A 21,613-nucleotide genomic window follows, 5' to 3' on the forward strand; every position below is an offset into this window, starting at 1 on the left:
GTTTCAAACAGTACAAAATTTTGCATCCTTATCCGGGCAGAAATCTAACCAGCCGTGGGCATCCTTAATCAATTTATAACCGCCGATGAGCCCTTTATTGTCATGCAATTTGACTCTCTGATAGAGCATCAAGGGCAGGCCATAAGATTGACTTTCACCTCTGAGGATAAAAAAACCGGTCAGCGAGGCCGGTTTAATACAGGCTTTTAAGTCATATTGCTGTTGATGGTTACAGTGCCATGCCGCTCCCTCCGACCATGGCATTGCAAATATCCAATTCTGCCGGATTCCCCAGTTCAATGATGACGCCGCCTGATTAAATGCCCGCAAATGGCGCTGTTCTTCAGCCGTAATTTGCTGAATATTATCTAATTGTCGGTGTAATGCTGATAGCAGGAATAAACCAAGAACAAAAAGTGTCGCGATCGCCACCAAGGTACTGCCCCCGTGCTGATGATTATAATTCTGCGTCATAGATTACTCCCACGGATCCTGTAAGTAATCTGATGATAAATTGCCGGGTTACCGGTTTTTTGCCCGACCAATTGCACCAGATAGACTTTCCCTAATGTTTGCGAGGGCAATAGCTCAACAGAAAAGTGCATTACAGTAACCTCTTGTGGATCAAGTAGTTTCTCCCAGCCACGACCAGAGCAATTCAGTTCTCCGCGCTGGCTTTCTAATGCCTTATTGCGCAAACGGTACCCGAAATATTCGGATTCCTGATGTTTCTCTCCCTCCCACCGACCATTGCGATTAAAGTCATAAGCCACTATCAAACAAGAATTTGCCGTCTCACCTGGATAATGATGTGTGGTCATCGCCTCTCCCTGACACTCACCATGGCAAAAACCTGCCCGGCGCAGATCTTTTTCCAGTGCGGTCACCGCTTGGTTCAGTACCAATTCCAGATGGTAATGCTGTTGCAATACTGATATCTGCCTACGTAGTTTGGGAAATGTCTGCGTGGCAGCCATAATAATCAAGCTACCAATACTCAGTGCCAACATCATTTCTGGCAGAGTAAAACCTGCCCTGTATTTATGCCCCAAATGGCCTGATGTTGCTGTCACTGGCCTTTTGGTTATGATTTGCATAAATGAATACCCGCGATTGATTGCCCTTCACTACACAGCCGCATTCGCCCACGGCTGGAGATAATCAACCGAATACGCCCAGCAGGGTTACTGAGCTGAATATTCCCTGCTTGCGCCGTATTTCTCACACCAAAAAAGCCAATGTCTTTATTCAAAGAAAGTGTAATCACAACATCTGGATAGGGTGGAATAAAAACCCGACTGGCTAGTGAGGAACAGGGAATTACGGGTTTATCGCCACTGCCCAAACAGCCTTGCCCATTGGGCTGTACCCACAACAATGCGGTGTAGTTACCGCGATTAGCCCCAGCTTGTAAGTAAGTTAAATAGGCTAGTAGCTGGCGTGCGCTGTCTGCAAGCCTTTCCCGCTGCCGGTAATGATGCCAACTTTGTGCCCCCCATGCAGCCATCGTGCCGACCAAGACAATGACCAGCAGTAACTCGACAAGACTGATGCCTTGTTGTTTTATAAGGTCACTAGCATTTATAAGACGATGATGTCTTATAAAGCGCCTTTTATTGAGAGATGTGTAAGTTTCCATGCCGCGAGTTTACGTCGCTGAATTTTGAGTTCCAGCGCCCTGTTACCAGGTGTGGAAAAGGTGCGCAAAACTTTATTTGTAGCGACATAAATGCAGTAAAAGCTGCGGGGCAGCTCGCATTTTTTATTTATTGGAGGGAGATAAAAACCGGAGCCGACGGCTCCGGTGAGGACTAGATAGCAATAGGTGCTTTGATTCCAGGATGAGGGTCATATCCCTCAATCTCAAAATCATCAAAGCGATAATCAAACAATGAATCAGGCTTACGTTTGATTATCAGTTTCGGCAATGCGCGTGGTTCGCGGCTTAATTGCAAGTGAGTTTGTTCTATATGGTTGCTGTATAAGTGCGTATCGCCCCCAGTCCAGACAAAATCACCAACCTCTAAATCACATTGCTGCGCCATCATATGCACCAGTAATGCATAGCTGGCAATATTGAATGGCAATCCGAGGAACACATCACAAGAACGTTGATATAACTGACATGATAACTTGCCGTCAGCAACATAGAACTGGAAGAAAGCATGGCAAGGAGCCAGTGCCATTTGATCCAACTCACCCACATTCCACGCAGAAACAATAATACGGCGGGAGTTAGGGTCTTGTTTCAGTTGTTGAACCACATTGCTGAGTTGGTCAATTTTACGACCATCAGCTGCCCCCCATGCCCGCCACTGCTTGCCATAAACTGGGCCAAGGTCGCCATTTTCATCCGCCCATTCATCCCAAATTGAGACGTTATTTTCCTTCAAATAGGCAATATTGGTATCGCCATTGAGGAACCATAACAGCTCATGGATGATTGAACGCAAATGACACTTTTTAGTGGTCACCAGCGGGAAACCGTCTTGTAAATTGAAACGCATCTGATGCCCAAAAATTGACACTGTTCCGGTTCCAGTGCGGTCATCTTTAGGGGTGCCTTCTTCCAGCACTTTTTTCATCAAATCCAGATACTGTTTCATATTACCTCACGAAAGTTGTTGCGTAGGACGGCGATACGCCCAAATCATCATAATGATACCGGCCAGAATCATAGGCAAAGATAATATCTGCCCCATGCTGATCACGCCGTCGAACAAGCCGAGTTGAGCATCTGGTTGGCGGAAACATTCCACAATAATCCGGAACGCACCATAACCAATCAGGAACAAACCAGAGACACTGCCCATCGGGCGCGGCTTGCGAATAAACAGGTTAAGGATGATAAATAACACCACCCCTTCCAGAATCATTTCATACAGTTGCGATGGATGGCGCGGCAACACGCCGTATTGATTGAATATCGCCTGCCATTTCGCTGGGTCTGCGGCGACAATCGCAATATCTTCACCGCGAGAAGTTGGGAACAACATCGCCCAAGGGGCATCTGTCGTGACACGGCCCCACAGTTCACCATTGATAAAGTTACCAAGACGACCAGCACCTAAGCCAAATGGAATCAGAGGAGCAATAAAATCAGATACCTGGAAGAAATGGCGTTTAGTGCGGCGAGCGAACCACATCATTACGCAGATAACACCAATCAGGCCACCGTGGAATGACATACCGCCATCCCATACTTTGAACAAATACAGTGGGTTATCGAGGAACAGCGGTAAATTATAGAAGAGCACATAACCGACACGTCCACCGACAAACACCCCAAGGAAACCAGCATAAAGAAGATTTTCGACTTCTTCTTTAGTCCAACCGCTGCCCGGTTTATTGGCCCGGCGTACCGCCAGCCACATGGCGAAGACGAAGCCCACCAAGTACATCAGGCCATACCAATGAAGGGAAACCGGGCCGAGGGAGAAAATAACCGGATCAAATTTAGGAAACGCCAGATAGCTATTGCTCATCTATCACCACGAAATGTCTATTGTTCTTGCCCAAATAGGGCTTCAGGTAGCGCATAATAGCATAGGCCAGTATCACTCTGGGGAGCGCCAGAAGGAAAAGTTCTGTAAACAGTGCTGCTGCTGCACCTGATAAGTCCCTGATTAATGTATTTAGGGGATAACCAAATTCATTGGCGTTGTCGCCCGGCCCGAAGAGAGGGCTTCATCAGAGACTCATCATCCGGCTGAGCTGACTTAAACCAGTGTATTCGAGTAAGTAATAGCAGCTAACAAGGTGACAACACCAAGTAAGAAAGGTTATTTCCCACCACGGATTAACCCGCCCAGCCCTCTGCGCTCCATAAATGCCGCGGTTAAATGGCGCACATCCGTGGTCATTTGAGCCGCTAACACCCGCTCTGCCAGTGCTTGCGCATCTGCCAAATCAATGTTGCGCAGCAGGTATTTTATGCGCGCCACACTGCGGCCATTCATACTGAGATTACGATAACCCAGCCCAACCAGCAGCAATGCACCCATCGGGTCGCCGGCCATTTCACCACACAAACTCACCTGTAAGCCGGACTGTGTCGCTTGAGTCAAAATATGATTCAACACTTGTAGCATCGCAGGATGGAGGCTGTCATACAGCGAAGCAACCCGGGTATTGTTGCGATCCACCGCCAGCAAATATTGCGTCAAATCGTTGGTGCCAACCGAGATAAAATCGACTCGAGATTTCAAGTATGGCAGCATAAAAATCATGGCTGGCACTTCAACCATCACCCCCAGTTTTGGCTGGGGTAATGCATAGCCCAAGACTTCCTCAACTTCGCGCCCGGCGCGATCAATAAGGCGTTTGGCCTCATCAACCTCTTCCAGACTGGTTATCATCGGCAATAAAATACCTAAATTGCCGGTACCGGCATTAGCCCTGAGCATTGCGCGCACTTGAATCAAAAATATCTCTGGCTGATCCAGGGTGACACGAATACCGCGCCAACCCAGGCAAGGATTTTCTTCACTAATGGGCATGTAAGGCAGTTGTTTATCTGCGCCAATATCCAGTGTTCTTAAGGTTACAGGTTTATGCGGGTAAAGCTGTAGCATGCCTTGATACTGGGCAACTTGCTCTTCTTCTGATGGGAAGCCGCTTTGTAACATAAAAGGGATTTCGGTGCGATAGAGGCCAACGCCATCTACTCGCCCACCCAGCAGTTGTTCATGTTCCGGGCTAAGGCCGGCATTCAGCATGACCTGAACCCGCTCCCCACTTTTCAGCGCTGCCGGTTGTTCCACATCATCTTCAGCCAGTTTACTGAGTTCAATTTCTTCAGTAACCAACCGCTGATATTCTTTGACCAGCACCGGCTCAGGATCAACCAGTACCTCGCCACGATAACCATCCACTATCAGCAAGCGCTGGTTGAGTAACGCGGGTTGAATATCCGCGCCCATCACCGTCGGGATCCCCATCGCGCGCACCAGAATTGCGGCATGGGAGTTAGCCGCACCATCGCGCACCACCACACCCACCAGGCGATCCTGCGGTACTTCGGCTAACAGGGTGGCGGTTAGCTCATCAGCAACCAGAATAAAACGCTCTGGCCATTGACTGGCCCCAGAGGTGCTGTCGTCAAGATGGAACAATAAACGCTGGCCTAAAGCACGCAAATCACTGCCGCGCTCGCGCATGTAAGTGTCTTGCAGGCTGGCAAATTGTGCGGCAAATTGTTCAACCACTTGCTTAACCGCCCATTCCGCCACCGAACCGGCATCAATTTGAGCGAAAAGCTCGCGCTTTAGGCGGGCATCATTGAGCAAGTGGGAATAGAGATCAAAAATCGCCGCGCTCTCTTTTTGTGAGCTGGCGGCAAAGCGCTTACTGAAACGGCGAAATTCTGCGGCGGCCTCTTCCAAAGCTTGAGTCAGACGTTCACGTTCCAGAGCGGGATCGAGTGTCGAGGCTTCATAAACCAAATCAAGGGAAGGCTGCGAAGTGTCCTGCCAGCCTTCCGCCACTGCCACGCCAGGAGCGGCGGCCAGTGCACGAATTCGAGTTTGACGGTATTGGCCAAAAATTGCATTAAGCTGAGATTGAGAAAGAATACCTGCCAGCTGTGTCGCCAGGGTGACCATGAACGACTCTTCGCTCTCATCAAACTGACGATGCTCACGTTGCTGAACCACCAGCACGCCAAGTAACTGGCGGCGATAAATAATAGGCACCCCAAGAAAGGCGCGGAAGCGATCCTCTTTAACTTGCGGAACATATTTAAAGCTGGGGTGACTCTGAGCATCAGCCAGGTTTATTGGCTCGGCCAGACGCCCTACCAGCCCGACGATCCCTTCGTCAAAAGCCAGCGTAATGGTGCGACCACGGGGTTTTTTCAAACCCCGCGTCGCCATCAGGTAATAACAACGGCGGTCATTATCTGCCAGATAAATCGAACAGACTTCCGTGTCCATCGCCAGACAGGTTTCATTGACCAACAGCTCTAACGCATCCGTTAGGCTTGTTGCCATCGCCACTTTCTCAACTATTTCTCGCAAACGCATAAGCATGATCGGCTTAACTTAACCTCTTTTACGGCGATAAGCGGGCGGTACCCGTGGCGGAGCGACCTCCTGCACAGGCATTACGGTTGGCGCAAATTCTTTCATTACGCGACGATAAACATCACGTTTAAAAGACACCACCTGACGCACCGGATACCAATAACTGACCCAGCGCCAGCCATCAAACTCCGGGGTACTGCTGCGTTGCATATTAATATCGGCTTCATTACAGAGTAACTGTAGTAGAAACCATCGCTGTTTTTGGCCGATGCATACCGGCTTTGTATCCCAACGCACCAAACGCTTAGGTAATTTGTAACGTAACCAGTTACGGGTTGAAGCCAGAATTCGGACATCCTTTTTGTTAAGTCCTACTTCTTCAAAAAGTTCACGATACATTGCCTGCTCTGGTGTTTCACCGGGGTTAATCCCCCCTTGAGGAAACTGCCAAGAGTGCTGGCCGTAACGTCTAGCCCACAACACTTCTCCCTGACGATTACAAATTACGATACCCACGTTCGGGCGGTAGCCATCATCATCGATCACCGGACTACCTCGATAAGCTTAAAACTCAAAGATGCTCTGATTGTTTCACACTAGCAACAGGCGGTAAACCACTGCTTATCTACCCGCTAAACCGGATAACTCGGGGATAACTCACAGATATTAGCAAAGTTATAAACACCCCGAAGGCCATGCACGCTATTTTATTCACTTTTTCTGTGGATATAGGTGTGCAGAACTCTAGGGGAAAGCGGGTACAACTCATTTTAACGTAATTATACGACAAAAATATCTAAAAAAATAAATGATTAATTTCAATAAAATAACAGGTTTCCCACAGGGTTTTACTGCACAGAAATGTGATCTATGTCCGTTTTAGATCTGCTGCTGGCTAAAGATCCATCAATGTGGTTTTTATCCACAGATAATGAGTCAAAGTTATGCAAAAAAGAGTAAAACTCGCAAAAAAACCTGCCGTCAAGGCTGTAAATTGAACCAGTGATCACGATTTACTGAGGTTATCCAATAAATCTGTGGATAAATAGGTGTAAGATCCTGTTCATTATTCCTGTCAGCAGGTGCACAAGAGGCTAAGAACAAAAGTATTTTCGCGGCAAAAGGAAAGAAAACTTCCGTTAAATCATGCTATTATTAATTTCTGCCGTACTGGATAACAATACATCGACAGTCACTTTTGTTTCCGCTTGTTTTTTAACCGACTTTAGCAGGTTTCCAGCCATGTCTGTTTATTCATTGCCTCCGGCCCCCCCCACAGATGAACATCAACTTTTTCAACGAGCTCAGGCCTTATCAGGTTTTACCCTCGGCGAATTGGCCAGCCAAGCCCAGTGGGTGATTCCCGCCGACTTAAAACGTGTAAAAGGTTGGGTTGGTATGTTGCTGGAATTCTATCTGGGGGCCAGTGCTGGCAGTAAACCTGAACAAGATTTCGCTGATATTGGGATTGAGCTGAAAACCATTCCTATCAGTGCTCAGGGCAAACCGCTGGAAACTACATTTGTCTGTGTTGCACCATTGACCGGTAATAGTGGCGTTACTTGGGAAAGTAGCCATGTGCGGCATAAGCTGGCCAGAGTGCTGTGGGTACCTGTTGAGGGGGAGCGGCAAATACCTCTAGCTGAGCGCAGAGTCGGTGCGCCCTTACTCTGGAGCCCAAATGAAGAAGAGGAAGAATTGCTGCGGCGCGACTGGGAAGAGTTAATGGACCTTATCGTTTTGGGTAAAGTCGAGACCATCACCGCGCGTCATGGTCAAGTATTACAATTGCGCCCGAAAGCGGCCAATAGTCGTGCATTAACCGAAGCTATTGGTGAGCAAGGCCAGCCAATCATGACACTGCCACGCGGTTTTTATCTGAAAAAAACCTTCACCGGCCCAATGTTAGCCCGCCACTTCTTACTGTAAACCGCATGACTTTTGGCTGAAAACCAAATGCCAGTCGCCAGGCTTCGGGGATAGCATCGAACAGGGTAACCCCGGCCCCCTTTGGATGATTCGAGTAATAAGTCCCGCTAACAACGCTGCAATTTCAAGTAAGAAGCGTATAATTGTGTTTTTGTGTTTCTGTAAGGTGTATAGGCGCAATGTTTGAATGGGTTGCCGATCCAAATGCCTGGTTGGCGCTAGGCACATTAACTATCCTTGAGATTGTTCTGGGGATAGACAATATTATTTTCCTTTCTTTGGTGGTCGCAAAATTACCTAAAGCACAACAGAACAAAGCCCGCCGTATAGGTTTGGCTGGGGCTATGTTAATGCGTTTGGCATTATTGGCCTCTATTGCTTGGGTTATCCGCCTAACTGAGCCGCTGTTTAGTCTGGCCGGTCATGGTGTCTCAATGCGGGATCTCATTCTGCTGCTGGGGGGGTTATTCCTGATTTGGAAGGCCAGTAAAGAAATCCATGAAACCATTGAAGGCAGTGATACCGAACACACCAGTAATGTCAGCTCCTTCTTTGGCGCCATCGTGCAGATCATGCTGCTGGACATTATTTTCAGTCTGGACTCAGTCATCACTGCGGTTGGGCTGTCAGACCATCTGTTTATTATGATGTCTGCTGTCGTCATCTCAGTGGGTGTGATGATGTTTGCCGCCAGACCCATTGGTGAGTTTGTTAACCGCCATCCCTCAGTCAAGATGCTGGCATTGTCTTTCCTGATCCTGGTCGGCTTCACCCTGATGTTGGAAAGTTTCCAGATTCACATTCCAAAAGGTTACATTTATTTCGCCATGTTCTTCTCTATGGGTGTTGAAACCCTGAATCTCATGCGACGGGAAAAAAAGTAAATCTGCTAAATAATAAATGCCACCGCTTCGGGTGCGGTTCGCCGCACCTACTTCCCAATTTTTTCTGTACTTTTGTTTTGCACTCTTCCCCCTGCTGCCGCGCTTCGTTATAGTCGGATAAGGCGGGTATGGCCTGATAATTTCAGACATTAAGGAAGGTCGGCAATGCAATATCATCGTATTCCCCACAGTTCATTAGAAGTAAGCCGGCTGGGTCTTGGCACCATGACCTTTGGTGAACAAAATAGTGAAGCCGATGCCCATGCTCAACTGGATTATGCCGTTGCAGCCGGTATTAACTTAATCGATACCGCAGAAATGTACCCGGTTCCCCCAAAGCCAGAAACCCAAGGGTTAACTGAGCAATATATTGGAAACTGGATAAAAGCACGCGGTTGTCGGGATAAAATCATTTTAGCCAGTAAAATCTCTGGGCCATCACGCGGGAGCGACCAACCTATTCGTCCGAATATGGCACTGGATCGGAAAAATATCCGCATCGCGCTGGAAGATAGTCTCAGACGTCTCAATACCGATTATCTTGATATTTATCAGCTACATTGGCCACAGCGAGAAACCAACTGTTTTGGCAAATTAAATTATCATTACAGCGAACAGACGGCGGTGGTCACATTGCTGGAAACACTGGAAGCGCTGACTGAACAGGTGCGGGCCGGTAAAATTCGTTATATCGGTGTCTCGAATGAAACCCCTTGGGGCGTGATGCGTTATCTGCAATTAGCAGAAAAACATGATTTACCCCGGATTGTTTCTATTCAAAACCCCTACAGTTTACTGAACCGCAGCTTTGAAGTGGGTCTGGCCGAAATTAGCCAGCACGAAGGCGTTGAGCTGCTGGCTTACTCCAGTCTGGCATTCGGAACATTGAGTGGCAAATATCTTAATGGCGCACAACCCGCTGGGGCGCGTAATACGTTATACAGCCGCTTCACACGTTATACCGGGCCACAAGCCCAGTTAGCAGTAGCTGAGTATGTCGCGCTGGCAAAACGTCATGGACTGGATCCGGCGCAGATGGCACTGGCTTTCGTCCGCCAGCAACCTTTTGTCGCCAGCACCCTGCTGGGTGCCACCACACTGGAACAACTGAAAAGTAATATTGATAGCCAGCAGGTGGTGCTGAGCCAGGAAGTATTACATGCACTGGAAGAGATCCACACCCGCTTTACCTTCCCAGCTCCTTAATATTGTTTGAATTAAATATTCACTCCATATTGAAATAACAAAAGGCCGCTGCTGCGGCCTTTATTTTTACTGCAAAATCATTTGGTTACTTTATGGCGCAACTGCCGCCACTGCCAAAACCACAGCAGTGAAATTGCCAGTGCGAATACCACACCAAACCCAACACCCACTGCAATGACAGGTACACCGAGCTTCACTACCACAGAGAACAGCCCCAGCATCAGCAGCATCGCGGTGTTTTCACCCAAATTTTGTACCGCAATGGCATTGCCCGCGCCAACACTGTGTTTACCGCGCTCTTGCAATAACGCATTGAGAGGAACCACAAAGAAACCGCCCAACACCCCAATAATAATCAGCAGCAGATAAGCCATCGGCATACTGTGTTGCAGAGCAAAAATAGCGACAAACACCCCAATCAGCACCCCCGCAGGTAAACAACGTTTTACTGTTTTCAGGGTCACAAAACGGGCCGCAGCACCGGCACCCACCACAATCCCTATAGCCACCATCGCATTAAGTAATGTTGGCGTGGCGTTATCGGTAATCCCCAGCGCAATGGGCACCCACAGCACCAACAAGAAACGCAGAGTGACCCCCGCCCCCCAAAACAGGCTGGTTCCCGCCAGCGAAAAACGGGTTTCGCCATCACGCCATAAAATTCGGCAAGCCGCAAAGAAACTGCCGGTCATCGCCCCTGGCCGCCATGAACTGCCAGCACGGGCCGCCGCTAAACGCGGGATAAACATATTGGCAACCACAGCAATGGCATACACCAGCGCACAGACCCCCAAGGCCACACTTAAATGCCAGTCAGCCAGTACGCCGCCCGCCACTGAACCGAGCAAAATGGCCGCAATGGTGGAGGCCTCCATCATGCCATTGGCTTTCACCAACTGCTCACCAGAGGTAATTTCCCCCAAAATGCCATATTTAGCCGGTGAATAAGCCGCCGCGCCCACGCCCACCAGGCTATAACCCAAAAACGGATTGAACCCAAAACAGATGACTAATGCACCCGCCAACTTCAAACCATTCGCCACCATCATTACCCGCCCTTTGGCGAAGCTATCAGCAAATTGCCCGACAAAAGGTGCCAGAATGATATAAGTCGCCACGAAAGCCATTTGTAAAATGGGCTGGCTCCAGTCCGGATATAGCTGCTGTTTTATCAAGGCCAAAGTGGCAAAAAGCAGCGCATTATCGCCAAAGGCCGAGAAAAACTGCGCACCAAGCACTGCCATCATTCCTCTGGATAACAATGGCTTATCTGTTATTACTGGCTGACTCATACATTCATCTCCGGGTCTGCTGCCATTTTGCTTAAGGTCACAAAATCAGGTTTACCGCTCCCCAGCAAGGGCAAGGCTTTCACCACCCGAATATCGCGCGGCACGGCCAGTTCCGGCACGCCAAGCTCCCGGGCTGCTTTGAGCAATTTATCGCGGGTTATTTCACTGTCTGTGGTAAACAGCACTAAAGCTTCACCTTTGCCGCTGTCAGCTTTTGTCGCCGCAGCATGTTGCCCTTCCGGTGACATGCGCAGTGCCAATTGTTCGACACTCTCCAGTGAAACCATTTCTCCGGCCAATTTAGCAAAACGCTTCATTCGGCCACGAATGGCGCAGAACCCTTGCTCATCAATGGCAACGATATCGCCGGTGTCATACCAACCGGCTTCCTGCTCGCCCTGCGCATTTTCAGCAGAGGGCTGTTCCAGCACCCCTGGGTTTTCCACTCGCAAGTAGCCGCGCATAATATTAGGGCCGCGCAGTTGTAAGCGCCCAGCCTGTTCGATGCCAGGTATTTGAATCAATCGCGATTCCATGCCCGGCAAAATGCGGCCTACGGTATTTACTTTTGCCGCCATCGGCACATTAATGGCCACCACAGGGGCACATTCCGTCACGCCATAACCTTCCAGAATACGAATGCCAAATTTATCCTGCCAAATCTGCTTGGTACCTTCGGCTAACTTCTCGGCTCCTGCTACCACATAACGTAAGCGGGCAAAGTCATACGGATGGGCAAAACGCGCATAATTGCCCAGGAAGGTGGAGGTGCCAAAGAGCACGGTGCAGTTGCGGTCATACACCAATTCTGGAACTATCCGATAATGTAATGGATTGGGGTAAAGGAATACGCGGCTGCCCGTCATCAGTGGTGTGAATAATCCAACCGTCAGGCCAAAAGCATGGAACAGCGGCAGTGACGACATAAAACGATCACGGGGTGTGAAGTCTGCAATGGTGCGGATTTGCTCGACGTTAGCCAATAAACTGGCATGAGAATGCACCACCCCTTTCGGGTTCCCCTCTGAACCGGAGGTAAATAAAATTAAGGCGCTATCCTGTGCCTGCTGTGGCAGCATGGCCCGATGCGGGCAGCATAAATGGAATAAAATCCATAGCTTATCTGCCAATGTCACGGTGTCTTTTAAATCTTCCAAATAGACCCAATTGGCCTCAGTGACTTGCTCAGGTAAATGAGTCAGCTTGCCTTTTTCCAGAAACTGGCGCGAGGTTACAATCGTTTTTAATGATGCGGCGGTAATCGCACTTTTTAGGCCTTTAGCGCCAGAGGTGTAGTTAAGTAGCGCCGGAATACGGCCACGAACCGAAGCACCAAAAATCGCCGCAGCAGTGATAGTGGCATTCGGCAACAGCATCCCGACATGCTCCCCTGGTGTGGTAAACCGCTGCAAAATGCGGCTAACACCCAGGATTTTCTTTAACAGGCTGTGGTAGCTGTCTTCTTTAAATGAAATATCTTCGATGCAGGGTTTAAAACGCCCGTAGCGAGTCTGCGCCGCCAATAAAGCAGCAAACAGCGTTTGCCTTGGCTGGATGGCCATCCGCGCCGCCATCATAATGCCATGCAAGCGCTCACCCGCCAGCACTCGGCGTTCACGAGCGCGCGCAGCTTGCGGCATAGGTAATTTGGTTGCGGGCAACACATAAATACTGATTTTTGGGAACCAGCGCACTTTCAGCACATCGCCCAAGCGCCCAAAATGGGTAAACTCAGGGCCTTCTAATCGCACAGGAACAACAGTGGCACCGGATTTGGCGGCAACAAAAGCCGCTCCATCATAGATTTTCATCAATGAGCCAGTCACCGTAATACGCCCTTCGGGGAAGATGACCACCGGTCGGCCCTGCTCAACCATCCTGACCAGATGCTTAATTGCCATAGGTTTGGTGGGGTCGAGCGCGACAAAATCCACATATTTGCTCAACCAGCGCATATACCAACTTTCAGTAATGCTGGAATAAACCGCAAACACCGGTTTTATTGGTAGAAACAGCGCTAACAATACACCATCAAGGAAAGAGACATGATTCGGTGTAATAATCAGTTTTTGATGTGAGAACTGGTCAGTGACGCCCTCAATAGTGACACGAAATAACCCACGAAAAAGAGCGCGCAGCACAGAATAGCCCATATCTATTTCCCTATTTCCCTATTTCCCCGACAGACAGCAAATTACAGATAGCTTGCCGCCGACTGAAATATTGAAGTCAATGGGGGATAAACCCATGAATATGAAAAGAAGAGAATACTATAATACTGGCTGATTTTTATGTAAGAGCACGCTGATAATGAGGGGGAAGAACAAATAAAAAAAAACCTACGCATCTGCGTAGGTCGGTGCAAATAAAAAACTGGCTTCTAACACACAGCGTATGTTGATTACCCACCAATTAATACCTCTGGGATGACTACTGTAGCTGTTTCAGTGAAACAACAGCTAGCGAGTAATCGCAACATTTGCCTGCAAAGTGTAACCAGTAGTGAACATTGTCATGAAGGCGAAAAAGCCTGTAATTCATTAAGCTACATTGCCAAGACAGATTAAAATAACGCCACCTCAACTAAACAGCTCATGGCGTTTGGACCTTGGGTCAGGCGCGATGTCCCAATATCCAAGGTCAGAACATTTGGATTACCGGATTGCTCAACATCATGCTGTTTGCCGCCAAAACCGGGATCAAACCAAGCGCCCGTCGCCATCAGCACTACACCACGAGTCACACCATCAGTAATTTGCACTCCTGCTAAACAATTACCGCGTAAATTGCTGACTTTAACCTGGCTGCCTTGAGTAATGTCACGGCTGGCTGCATCTTGGGGATGCATATAAAGTGTTTCGCGGCCGGCGGTTTTATTCCCCTGCGCCAATGGTGCCGGATCAAGCTGGCTGTGCAGCCGATCCGCCGGTTGGATAGAGATCAAGTGCAGCGGCCACTGCTGGGCCTGCGGGGCCCCCAACCATTCCACCGGCGGTTTCCATTCAGCATGAGGGGCAAAATCCTCATAGTGATAACTGGCGATTTTTTCGCTGAACAGCTCAATCTTGCCACTCGGTGTTTGCAGTGGATTTTGTTGAGGATTGTTGCGAAAAGCATCAAAGAAGACGAATTCCTGTTTTGGAGCCGGTAAATCCACATGCCCGCGTTGCCAAAAAGTCTCAAAATCAGACCAGTCGACCCCATGCGGTTGCTGTGCAGCCCCACATTCTTGATAGATACGCCGGATCCACGCCATCTCATCCAGATTCTCGGTGAAAGCTGCGCGGTAACCCAACCGCTCCGCCAAATCGGCGAAAATATCAAAGTCGTGCCGTGCCTGATGCTGCGGGGCAATGGCTTGGTGCATCGCCAGGACATAGCGATCCCGTGACGAACCGCCAATATCATTGCGCTCCAGCGAACTGGTCACTGGCAGCACGATATCCGCCATTTTCGCGGCCGGTGTCCACCAAATGTCCTGCACAATCACGGTGTCCGGCTTTTGCCACCCCTCCACCAGCCGGTTTAATTGCTGATGATGATGGAAAGGATTGCCGCCCGCCCAATGCACCAAATGAATATCCGGGTAGGTGTGGGTTTCGCCCTGAAACTGATAAGGCTGCCCCGGCTGGAGCAACATGTCACAAATTCGCGCCACCGGAATCGCCAGCCCGGCAGGGTTTTTCCCCACTGGCATACTTGGCCCCGGGGTGTCTATGCGCGGATTACCCACCCCATTCATTGAGCCGTGACCAAATGAGAAACCGCCCCCCGGCAACCCCACCTGCCCTAACATGGCAGACAAGGCAATCACCATCCAATAAGGTTGTTCGCCACGGTGTGCTCGTTGAACTGAATAGGAGCAGGTCATAAAGCTGCGCACACCAATGAGTTGCTGTGCCAGCAAGGCAATGCGTACCGCCGGAATACCGGTAATTTCACTGGCCCAATCGGGCGTTTTAGCAATGCCGTCATTCACTCCGCGAATGTAATTAGCTAATTGCTCATAACCCACACAATGGCTTGCCAGGAAGGCGTCATCCTGCCCCTCAACGCGCTGAATTTCATACGCCAGCGCTAGCATCAGCGCCACATCAGTATTCGGGCGAATAGGAATCCATTCTGCATTCACAAAGGCCGGACAATCATCCCGCATCGGGCTGATGTTAATCACCGGCGTGCCCTTCTGTGCCAATTTCTCCAGCCAGGGTTTTAATGAATGCTCGGCCGAGCCACCGGAAGAAACCTGGGCATTTTTCAGGGCCAGCCCGCCAAACGCGATAAACAGTTCGCAATGCTCGACCACACTTGGCCAGGAAGTCACCCTGCCGGTCAGCGGGCTAAATGTGCCAATCACATAAGGTAAGAAGAATTGTGCTGACCCCCAACTGTAGTTACCCAGTTGATCGACACCACCACCACCGGCGAAATAAAAGCGCCGAACTAATGAGCGGGCGTGATGTAAACGCCCAGCAGAAGACCAACCATAAGAACCGGTAAACAGACCCGAAGGGCCGTATTGATCTCTGACCCGGCGATTTTCTGCTGCCACTAAATCCAGCGCCACATCCCAGTCAACTTCAACAAAGTCTTCCCGCCCACGTAAGCTGCGGTCACTTTTCTCTCTTTGTTGTAACCACGAGCGCCGCACTGCTGGTTTACGAATACGTTTATCGGAATAAACCATTGGCGTAATCGAGGCCAATAATGGCGAAGGATTAGGATCATCAGCAAAGGGTTCACAGCGGATAAGTTTGCCATCTTCAACGACAGCGGTATAAGCGCCCCAGTGAGCAAGCTGAGGGTAACGGGTGATGGACATGGCTATCTCAGACAATTAAGTTGAGAGTAAAAGTAACATTCACACCACAATAAAACCAAAGCACAATTTTAACTAAATAGTATCATTTAGAACTAAAGCGAGCGCAGTCAAGTGGGCAACTGAAAAGACCATTGCCGGCAGCGACATGTTTGGCAACCTACAGATAATGTATCTAATTTCAGGAGGTTGATAACAAACCGAGATGTTCAGTTCCATGTCAGCCGAGACGACAGCAGCTATAGGCGCGCTGGCCGCTTACCCAGCTTATTATGTTAAACATAGAGACCCATTCGGCATATTTCCCCGCCAAACAACGTTTTCAGCCGCCTAAATTTTCTGTTCTTTATTTTTTTCTCATCAAGTTGCGATCATCCCCCCTTGCGGACAGTTCTGTTTTCCGCAAAACTGAGTGATGTAAGCGATTACCCTGAAACTCTCTGGAAGAAAAATGGCCACTATTAAGGATGTTGCCAAGTTGGCGGGTGTTTCCGTCGCAACGGTATCTCGTGTTATCAATAATTCGCCCAAGGCCAGTGAGACATCACGAAAAGCAGTATGTGATGCCATGCAGCAACTGCAATATCATCCCAATGCCAATGCACGGGCACTAGCCCAAAAATCTACAGAAACCGTGGGGATGATTGTTTCTGATGTGTCAGATCCCTTCTTTGGATCTATGGTCAAAGCCGTGGAACAAGTGGCTTATGCCACAGGGAATTTTCTCTTGATTGGTAACGGTTACCATGATGTCGAGAAAGAACGTCAGGCTATCGAACAGCTAATTCGCCATCGCTGTGCCGCCTTGGTCGTACACGCCAAAAAACTCTCTGATGAAGAATTGACGTCATTAATGGAACAGATCCCCGGCATGGTGTTAATTAACCGTACCCTGCCCGGTTTTGAAACGCGCTGTGTGGCGTTAGATGATCGTTATGGTGCCTGGTTGGCAACTCGTCACCTGATCCAGCAGGGCCACAAACGGATCGCGATCATTTGCTCTGATCACCAAATTTCAGATGCAGCGGATCGTCTGCAAGGCTATCTGGATGCATTGAAAGAGTCCGATATCGCCGTCGATGACCGCTTAATCGCCTATGGCAAACCCGATGAAATTGGTGGCGAGCAAGCAATGACTGAGTTGCTGGGTCGGGGTAAACATTTTACGGCAGTGACCTGTTATAACGATCCTATGGCGGCAGGCGCATTATCAGTGCTTAGTGATAACAGCATTGATGTCCCGCAGGAAGTCTCCTTGATCGGTTTTGACGATGTGTTGATCTCACGTTATCTGCGCCCACGGCTGACAACCATCCGTTACCCGGTGGTCGCTATGGCAACACAAGCCGCCGAACTGGCATTAGCATTGGCGAATAATACCCCGCTGCCAGAGATTACCAATATGTTCAGCCCGACACTGGTACGCCGCCATTCTGTCGCCAGCCCACAGACATTAGCCGATGAATAAAAACAGTCACCGCTGACTGTAATTGAATATTATCAATAGGTTACATTGCTATTAATGTGATAATTACCGGCAAACTGAAATGACGAGAATCAGTAGCGTCGGGGCTTTAGTTGGGGAAGTAAGAAACAAGAAGTGAGAAGCAGAGCCGTAAAAAGTAAATAAATGGGCCTGGCTCATCTTTCTGATAAGCCAGGTGAAAAACTTAAAACTGTTCTAATGCAATCAGCTCTTCAATAGTTTGCCGACGGCGGATTAAACGCGGCTGCCCCTGCTCAAACAGCACTTCCGGTAAGAGTGGGCGGCTGTTGTAGTTAGAAGACATGGATGCACCATAAGCCCCAGTATCATGAAATACCACATAGTCGCCAATTTTGGCGGCGGGCAAGGCGCGGGTTTCCAGGCCACCACCCGCTTCCTGAGTAAACACATCACCAGACTCACAAAGTGGGCCCGCGACGACAGTCTCAATTAACGGCTCGGCAACCAGTGAGCGCCCATCAGCGGGCAGCAGCGAAATATGGTGATAACTGCCATACATTGCCGGGCGCATTAAATCGTTAAACCCAGCATCCACCAACACATAATGACGGCTGCCCATCTCTTTCACCGCCCGCACCTGCGCGATTAACACCCCGGATTCTGCGACCAAAAAACGGCCCGGTTCAATTTCAAGACTGACCGGATGGCCCAGATGCGCGGCAATTTGTTCTCTGGCGTGATTCCATAAACCATAATAATGCTCGGTATCAATTTCATCATCACCAAATTGGTAGGGGATCGACAGCCCGCCACCGGCAGAAATAGCGCTGATATCCTGCCCAAGATCAATAACTTGCTTCACCATAGCTGCACAGACTTGTTCAAGATGCTGATAGTCAACACCCGAACCAATATGCATATGAATCCCCACCAAAGTTAAACCATATTGTTTAACTTTATTGATGGCGTGGGGGAGATCTTCATGCCAAATACCGTGCTTGCTATTTTCGCCACCGGTATTGGTTTTTTGGCTGTGACCATGGCCAAAACCCGGATTAACCCGCAACCAAACCGGATGCCCAGGAGCATGTTGCCCCAATTGATCCAGCATATCGATGGAACCGGCATTCACTGGAATATTTAATTCTGTCACCCGCAGCAATGTGGGCTGGTCTAGCAAGTCCGCGGTAAAGACAATCTCTGCCGGTTCCTGCCCCGGTTGAAAACCGGCATGTAACGCGCGCTCAATTTCGCCCAATGAGACTGAATCAACTTTAACCCCTTGCTCGCGCATAAGACGTAAAATATGAATATTCGAGCAAGCTTTTTGTGCAAAACGGATAACATCAAAATTGCGCAATTGATTGATTTTTCTGGTGATAATATCGCCATCATAGGCCCATACAGGGCAACCAAAACGCTCTGGCAAAGCAATCAAATTTTTGGCAGTCAGTGCCGTAGAAGTATCGTCAAGTGCGCGCGGCATAGGTTTTCCTAATAATGGTCAGCAATCAGTTGGGCGAAAAAAAGCGTTTCGCTAATACATCATTATTAGCAACTCAGTACCTGTTTGGAAAATATCTATTTACCCTTGGTCTATTCATTTATGATATGGGTTAGATTACTCTGCCACCACCGCTGGAGCGCCATAATGCCCGCCATTTCATTACGACAAATAGAAATATTTCATGCAGTTATGACTACTGGCAATCTCACTGAAGCCGCGCAATTGCTCCAGACCTCGCAACCCACCGTCAGCCGTGAATTGGCGCGCTTTGAGAAATTAGTCCAATTAACACTCTTTGACCGCCTGCGCGGCCGCCTTTATCCCACAGTACAAGGTTTACGTCTTTTTGAAGAAGTGCAGCGCTCTTACTATGGGCTGGATCGCATCAAACAGGCCGCCGAGGGGATCCGCCAATTCCGCCAGGCACAACTTTCTATTGCTTGCCTCCCGGTGTTTTCTCAATCATTGCTGCCCGGTGTATGCAAACCTTTTATTGATCTCTATCCCGAAGTCAGCTTGAGTGTTATCCCGCAAGAATCGCCATTATTAGAAGAGTGGCTGTCTGCTCAGCGCCATGACCTGGGTTTAACAGAAAATACCCAAACCCCCGCAGGTACTGTGCGCCACACCTTGATGGCGGTTAATGAAGTTTGTGTATTGCCCCGCCACCATCCATTGCAACACAAAGCTGTACTGACACCGCAAGATTTTCAGGGTGAGAATTTTATCAGTTTGTCAGTGACTGACAGCTACCGCCAGTTACTGGATAATCTGTTTGCTGAACAAGGAATTAACCGCAGATTAGTGCTGGAAACACACAGCGCAGCATCGGTTTGTGCGATGGTGCAAGAAGGGGTGGGTGTCTCTATCGTCAACCCATTAACAGCCTTAGATTACCTTAGCAAAGCGGGGGCTGAAGGTGTCTGTGTCCGGCCATTTAGTGTTGAAATTCCTTTTACTGTCAGCTTGATACAACCCATACACCGGCCATCATCAAGCTTGGTAGATACTTTTATCGAGCACTTGAAACAGCAGGCAATCACCTTCCAACAGCGCCTGGCGGCGGTGATTGCCCCACAATAGTTGTGTTTTTACCTTACTATGCGGTTTTTACCTTACTGGCGCGCGCACGGGAGAAAGTAAACAAACACAGCAGCAAGCCAATAACAGCCAGTGCAGCCGCCGCCAGCGGTACTGCGGTCAATCCCAATCCCTGAGTAATCACCACGCCCCCGACCCAAGCCCCTAACGCATTGCCAACATTAAATGCCGCAATGTTGAGTGTCGAAACCAAATTAGGGGCTTTTTTACCGTAGGCCACCACATTAATTTGCAATGCTGGCACGGCGGAAAAGGCCGCAGCTGACCACAAGAAGAGGGTCACTTCCGCTGCCAATAATGAGTAGCTCGTCCAGCTAAATAGGGCGGAAAATATCGCGATCAGCAAGAACGTCGTGGTTAAACTCACCGATAAACGCCAATCTGCCAGTCGCCCGCCGACAATATTACCCAACGTCAGCCCTACCCCCATCAGCAGCAATGTCCAGCTGACACCATGCTCAGATACCTGAGTCACCTCGGTTAGAATTGGGGCGATATAGGTAAAAAGGGCGAACATCGCGGCGGCAAAAAATACCGTCATCAGTAAAGATAGCCAAATACCGCCACCGCGCAGCGCGGCAATTTCTTTGCGTAACTCGGTGGGGGCCTCATCCTGAACAGCAGGCAGCTTGCTGTAGAGCGCCGCCAGTGAGAACAAGCCGATGACCGACACCACCCAGAATGTGGAACGCCAGCCGAAAGCTTGCCCCAATGCCGTCCCCAGTGGAACCCCCAACACATTGGCCAATGTCAGCCCGGTAAACATCAGTGCCACAGCGGAGGCCCGCCGATTCGGTGCCACCAGATTGGCCGCCACCACAGCACCAATACCAAAGAAAGCCCCGTGACACAGCGCGGTAATCACTCGGGCCAACATCAGGAAATCGTAGCTGTATGCCAGTGCACACATCAGGTTACCAATGATAAAAATCACCATTAATAACAATAATGTCTTTTTACGCGGCAATTTAGCCGTCAGAAGCGCCATGATAGGTGCTCCGATAGCCACCCCCAGCGCATAGCCACTGATTAACCACCCAGCGGTTGGAATCGAGATGTGCAAATCACCGGCCACCTGAGGCAGCAACCCCATAATGACAAACTCGGTGGTACCAATAGCAAAAGCACACAGTGCCAATGCCAGCAGCGCAACAGGCATAATACAAACTCCCAGTAAGACAATATCTATCCGCCAGATGTAACAGGCAGAAAAAGTGGGTGCCAGTAATAATTAACGGGCACAGCATAATAAGTAGGAAAGAGGTAACAATGGGCCAATGACCGAATAATACAGCAACAGGAATATTATTTAATTTCTATATTTACTGTAGCCAAAAGAGTGCAGAACACCGAATAGACGCAGCTCCCGATAAACCCATGCACGACACGTCAGTGATTCGGGTGA

17 protein-coding genes are annotated in these 21,613 nt (G+C 49.2%); 5 read left to right on the forward strand and 12 right to left on the reverse strand.

Annotation, left to right across the window (positions count from 1 at the left end; genetic code table 11):
* Positions 1 to 3: 3 nt before the first annotated feature.
* From YROHD0001_RS07355 to rppH, 7 genes are all read right to left on the reverse strand, one after another.
* Complete coding sequence (locus tag YROHD0001_RS07355; RefSeq protein ID WP_032817069.1) at positions 4 to 474, reverse strand: YgdB family protein; 471 nt, start codon at positions 472 to 474, stop codon at positions 4 to 6.
* Positions 471 to 1,097 (reverse strand): prepilin peptidase-dependent protein, encoded by a 627-nt coding sequence (locus YROHD0001_RS07350; RefSeq protein ID WP_032817072.1) that lies wholly within the window; start codon positions 1,095 to 1,097, stop codon positions 471 to 473. The genes YROHD0001_RS07355 and YROHD0001_RS07350 overlap by 4 nt, the downstream gene beginning before the upstream one ends.
* Positions 1,085 to 1,639 (reverse strand): prepilin peptidase-dependent protein, encoded by a 555-nt coding sequence (locus YROHD0001_RS0118030; protein ID WP_032817073.1) that lies wholly within the window; start codon positions 1,637 to 1,639, stop codon positions 1,085 to 1,087. The genes YROHD0001_RS07350 and YROHD0001_RS0118030 overlap by 13 nt, the downstream gene beginning before the upstream one ends.
* 172 nt (positions 1,640 to 1,811) lie before the next feature.
* Entirely contained in the window at positions 1,812 to 2,606 is a 795-nt protein-coding gene (thyA, locus tag YROHD0001_RS07345; protein WP_004715108.1) for a thymidylate synthase, read from the reverse strand.
* 6 nt (positions 2,607 to 2,612) lie between these two features.
* Positions 2,613 to 3,485 carry a prolipoprotein diacylglyceryl transferase gene (gene lgt / locus YROHD0001_RS07340; RefSeq protein ID WP_004715109.1) on the reverse strand — a complete coding sequence of 291 codons (873 nt, stop codon included), beginning with the start codon at positions 3,483 to 3,485 and terminating at the stop codon, positions 2,613 to 2,615.
* Between the two features lie 297 nt (positions 3,486 to 3,782).
* On the reverse strand, positions 3,783 to 6,029 hold the full coding sequence (gene ptsP / locus YROHD0001_RS07335; protein ID WP_032817074.1) for a phosphoenolpyruvate--protein phosphotransferase: 2,247 nt from the start codon (positions 6,027 to 6,029) through the stop codon (positions 3,783 to 3,785).
* Between the two features lie 12 nt (positions 6,030 to 6,041).
* Positions 6,042 to 6,569, reverse strand: a complete 528-nt coding sequence (rppH, locus tag YROHD0001_RS07330; RefSeq protein ID WP_004715112.1) for an RNA pyrophosphohydrolase — start codon at positions 6,567 to 6,569, stop codon at positions 6,042 to 6,044.
* 696 nt (positions 6,570 to 7,265) lie between these two features.
* Between rppH and mutH the strand changes: the two genes are divergently transcribed.
* From mutH to YROHD0001_RS07315, 3 genes are all read left to right on the forward strand, one after another.
* Positions 7,266 to 7,952 (forward strand): DNA mismatch repair endonuclease MutH, encoded by a 687-nt coding sequence (gene mutH, locus YROHD0001_RS07325; protein ID WP_032817075.1) that lies wholly within the window; start codon positions 7,266 to 7,268, stop codon positions 7,950 to 7,952.
* Between the two features lie 179 nt (positions 7,953 to 8,131).
* A complete protein-coding gene (locus tag YROHD0001_RS07320) occupies positions 8,132 to 8,836 on the forward strand; it encodes a TerC family protein (RefSeq protein WP_004715115.1) in 705 nt (234 codons plus the stop codon).
* A gap of 165 nt (positions 8,837 to 9,001) precedes the next feature.
* Complete coding sequence (locus YROHD0001_RS07315) at positions 9,002 to 10,042, forward strand: NADP(H)-dependent aldo-keto reductase (RefSeq protein WP_004715116.1); 1,041 nt, start codon at positions 9,002 to 9,004, stop codon at positions 10,040 to 10,042.
* A gap of 77 nt (positions 10,043 to 10,119) precedes the next feature.
* On the opposite strand, the gene lplT is transcribed toward YROHD0001_RS07315, so the two are convergent.
* The 3 genes from lplT to YROHD0001_RS07300 form a co-directional block, all read right to left on the reverse strand.
* On the reverse strand, positions 10,120 to 11,334 hold the full coding sequence (lplT, locus tag YROHD0001_RS07310; protein ID WP_032817077.1) for a lysophospholipid transporter LplT: 1,215 nt from the start codon (positions 11,332 to 11,334) through the stop codon (positions 10,120 to 10,122).
* Positions 11,331 to 13,487, reverse strand: a complete 2,157-nt coding sequence (aas, locus tag YROHD0001_RS07305) for a bifunctional acyl-ACP--phospholipid O-acyltransferase/long-chain-fatty-acid--ACP ligase (RefSeq protein WP_004715118.1) — start codon at positions 13,485 to 13,487, stop codon at positions 11,331 to 11,333. Before aas ends, lplT begins: the two co-directional genes overlap by 4 nt.
* Before the next feature lie 410 nt (positions 13,488 to 13,897).
* Positions 13,898 to 16,156: a molybdopterin guanine dinucleotide-containing S/N-oxide reductase gene (locus YROHD0001_RS07300; protein WP_004715119.1), complete on the reverse strand. Its 2,259-nt coding sequence runs from the start codon at positions 16,154 to 16,156 to the stop codon at positions 13,898 to 13,900.
* A gap of 448 nt (positions 16,157 to 16,604) precedes the next feature.
* On the opposite strand from YROHD0001_RS07300, the gene galR reads away from it, so the two are divergent.
* A complete protein-coding gene (gene galR / locus YROHD0001_RS07295; RefSeq protein WP_004715120.1) occupies positions 16,605 to 17,621 on the forward strand; it encodes an HTH-type transcriptional regulator GalR in 1,017 nt (338 codons plus the stop codon).
* 202 nt (positions 17,622 to 17,823) lie between these two features.
* Here the strand turns inward: galR and lysA are convergent, their stop codons facing one another.
* The gene (gene lysA / locus YROHD0001_RS07290) at positions 17,824 to 19,086 is read right to left on the reverse strand and encodes a diaminopimelate decarboxylase (protein ID WP_004715121.1); all 1,263 of its coding nucleotides are present in this window, start codon (positions 19,084 to 19,086) and stop codon (positions 17,824 to 17,826) included.
* A 165-nt stretch (positions 19,087 to 19,251) separates the two neighbouring features.
* Between lysA and YROHD0001_RS07285 the strand changes: the two genes are divergently transcribed.
* The gene (locus YROHD0001_RS07285) at positions 19,252 to 20,190 is read left to right on the forward strand and encodes a LysR family transcriptional regulator (protein WP_004715124.1); all 939 of its coding nucleotides are present in this window, start codon (positions 19,252 to 19,254) and stop codon (positions 20,188 to 20,190) included.
* 16 nt (positions 20,191 to 20,206) lie between these two features.
* On the opposite strand, the gene YROHD0001_RS07280 is transcribed toward YROHD0001_RS07285, so the two are convergent.
* Positions 20,207 to 21,367 (reverse strand): MFS transporter, encoded by a 1,161-nt coding sequence (locus YROHD0001_RS07280; RefSeq protein ID WP_004715125.1) that lies wholly within the window; start codon positions 21,365 to 21,367, stop codon positions 20,207 to 20,209.
* Positions 21,368 to 21,613: the final 246 nt, after the last annotated feature.

Origin of the sequence: Yersinia rohdei ATCC 43380 (assembly GCF_000173775.1) — a bacterium.
GTDB classification, from domain to species: Bacteria; Pseudomonadota; Gammaproteobacteria; order Enterobacterales; family Enterobacteriaceae; genus Yersinia; species Yersinia rohdei.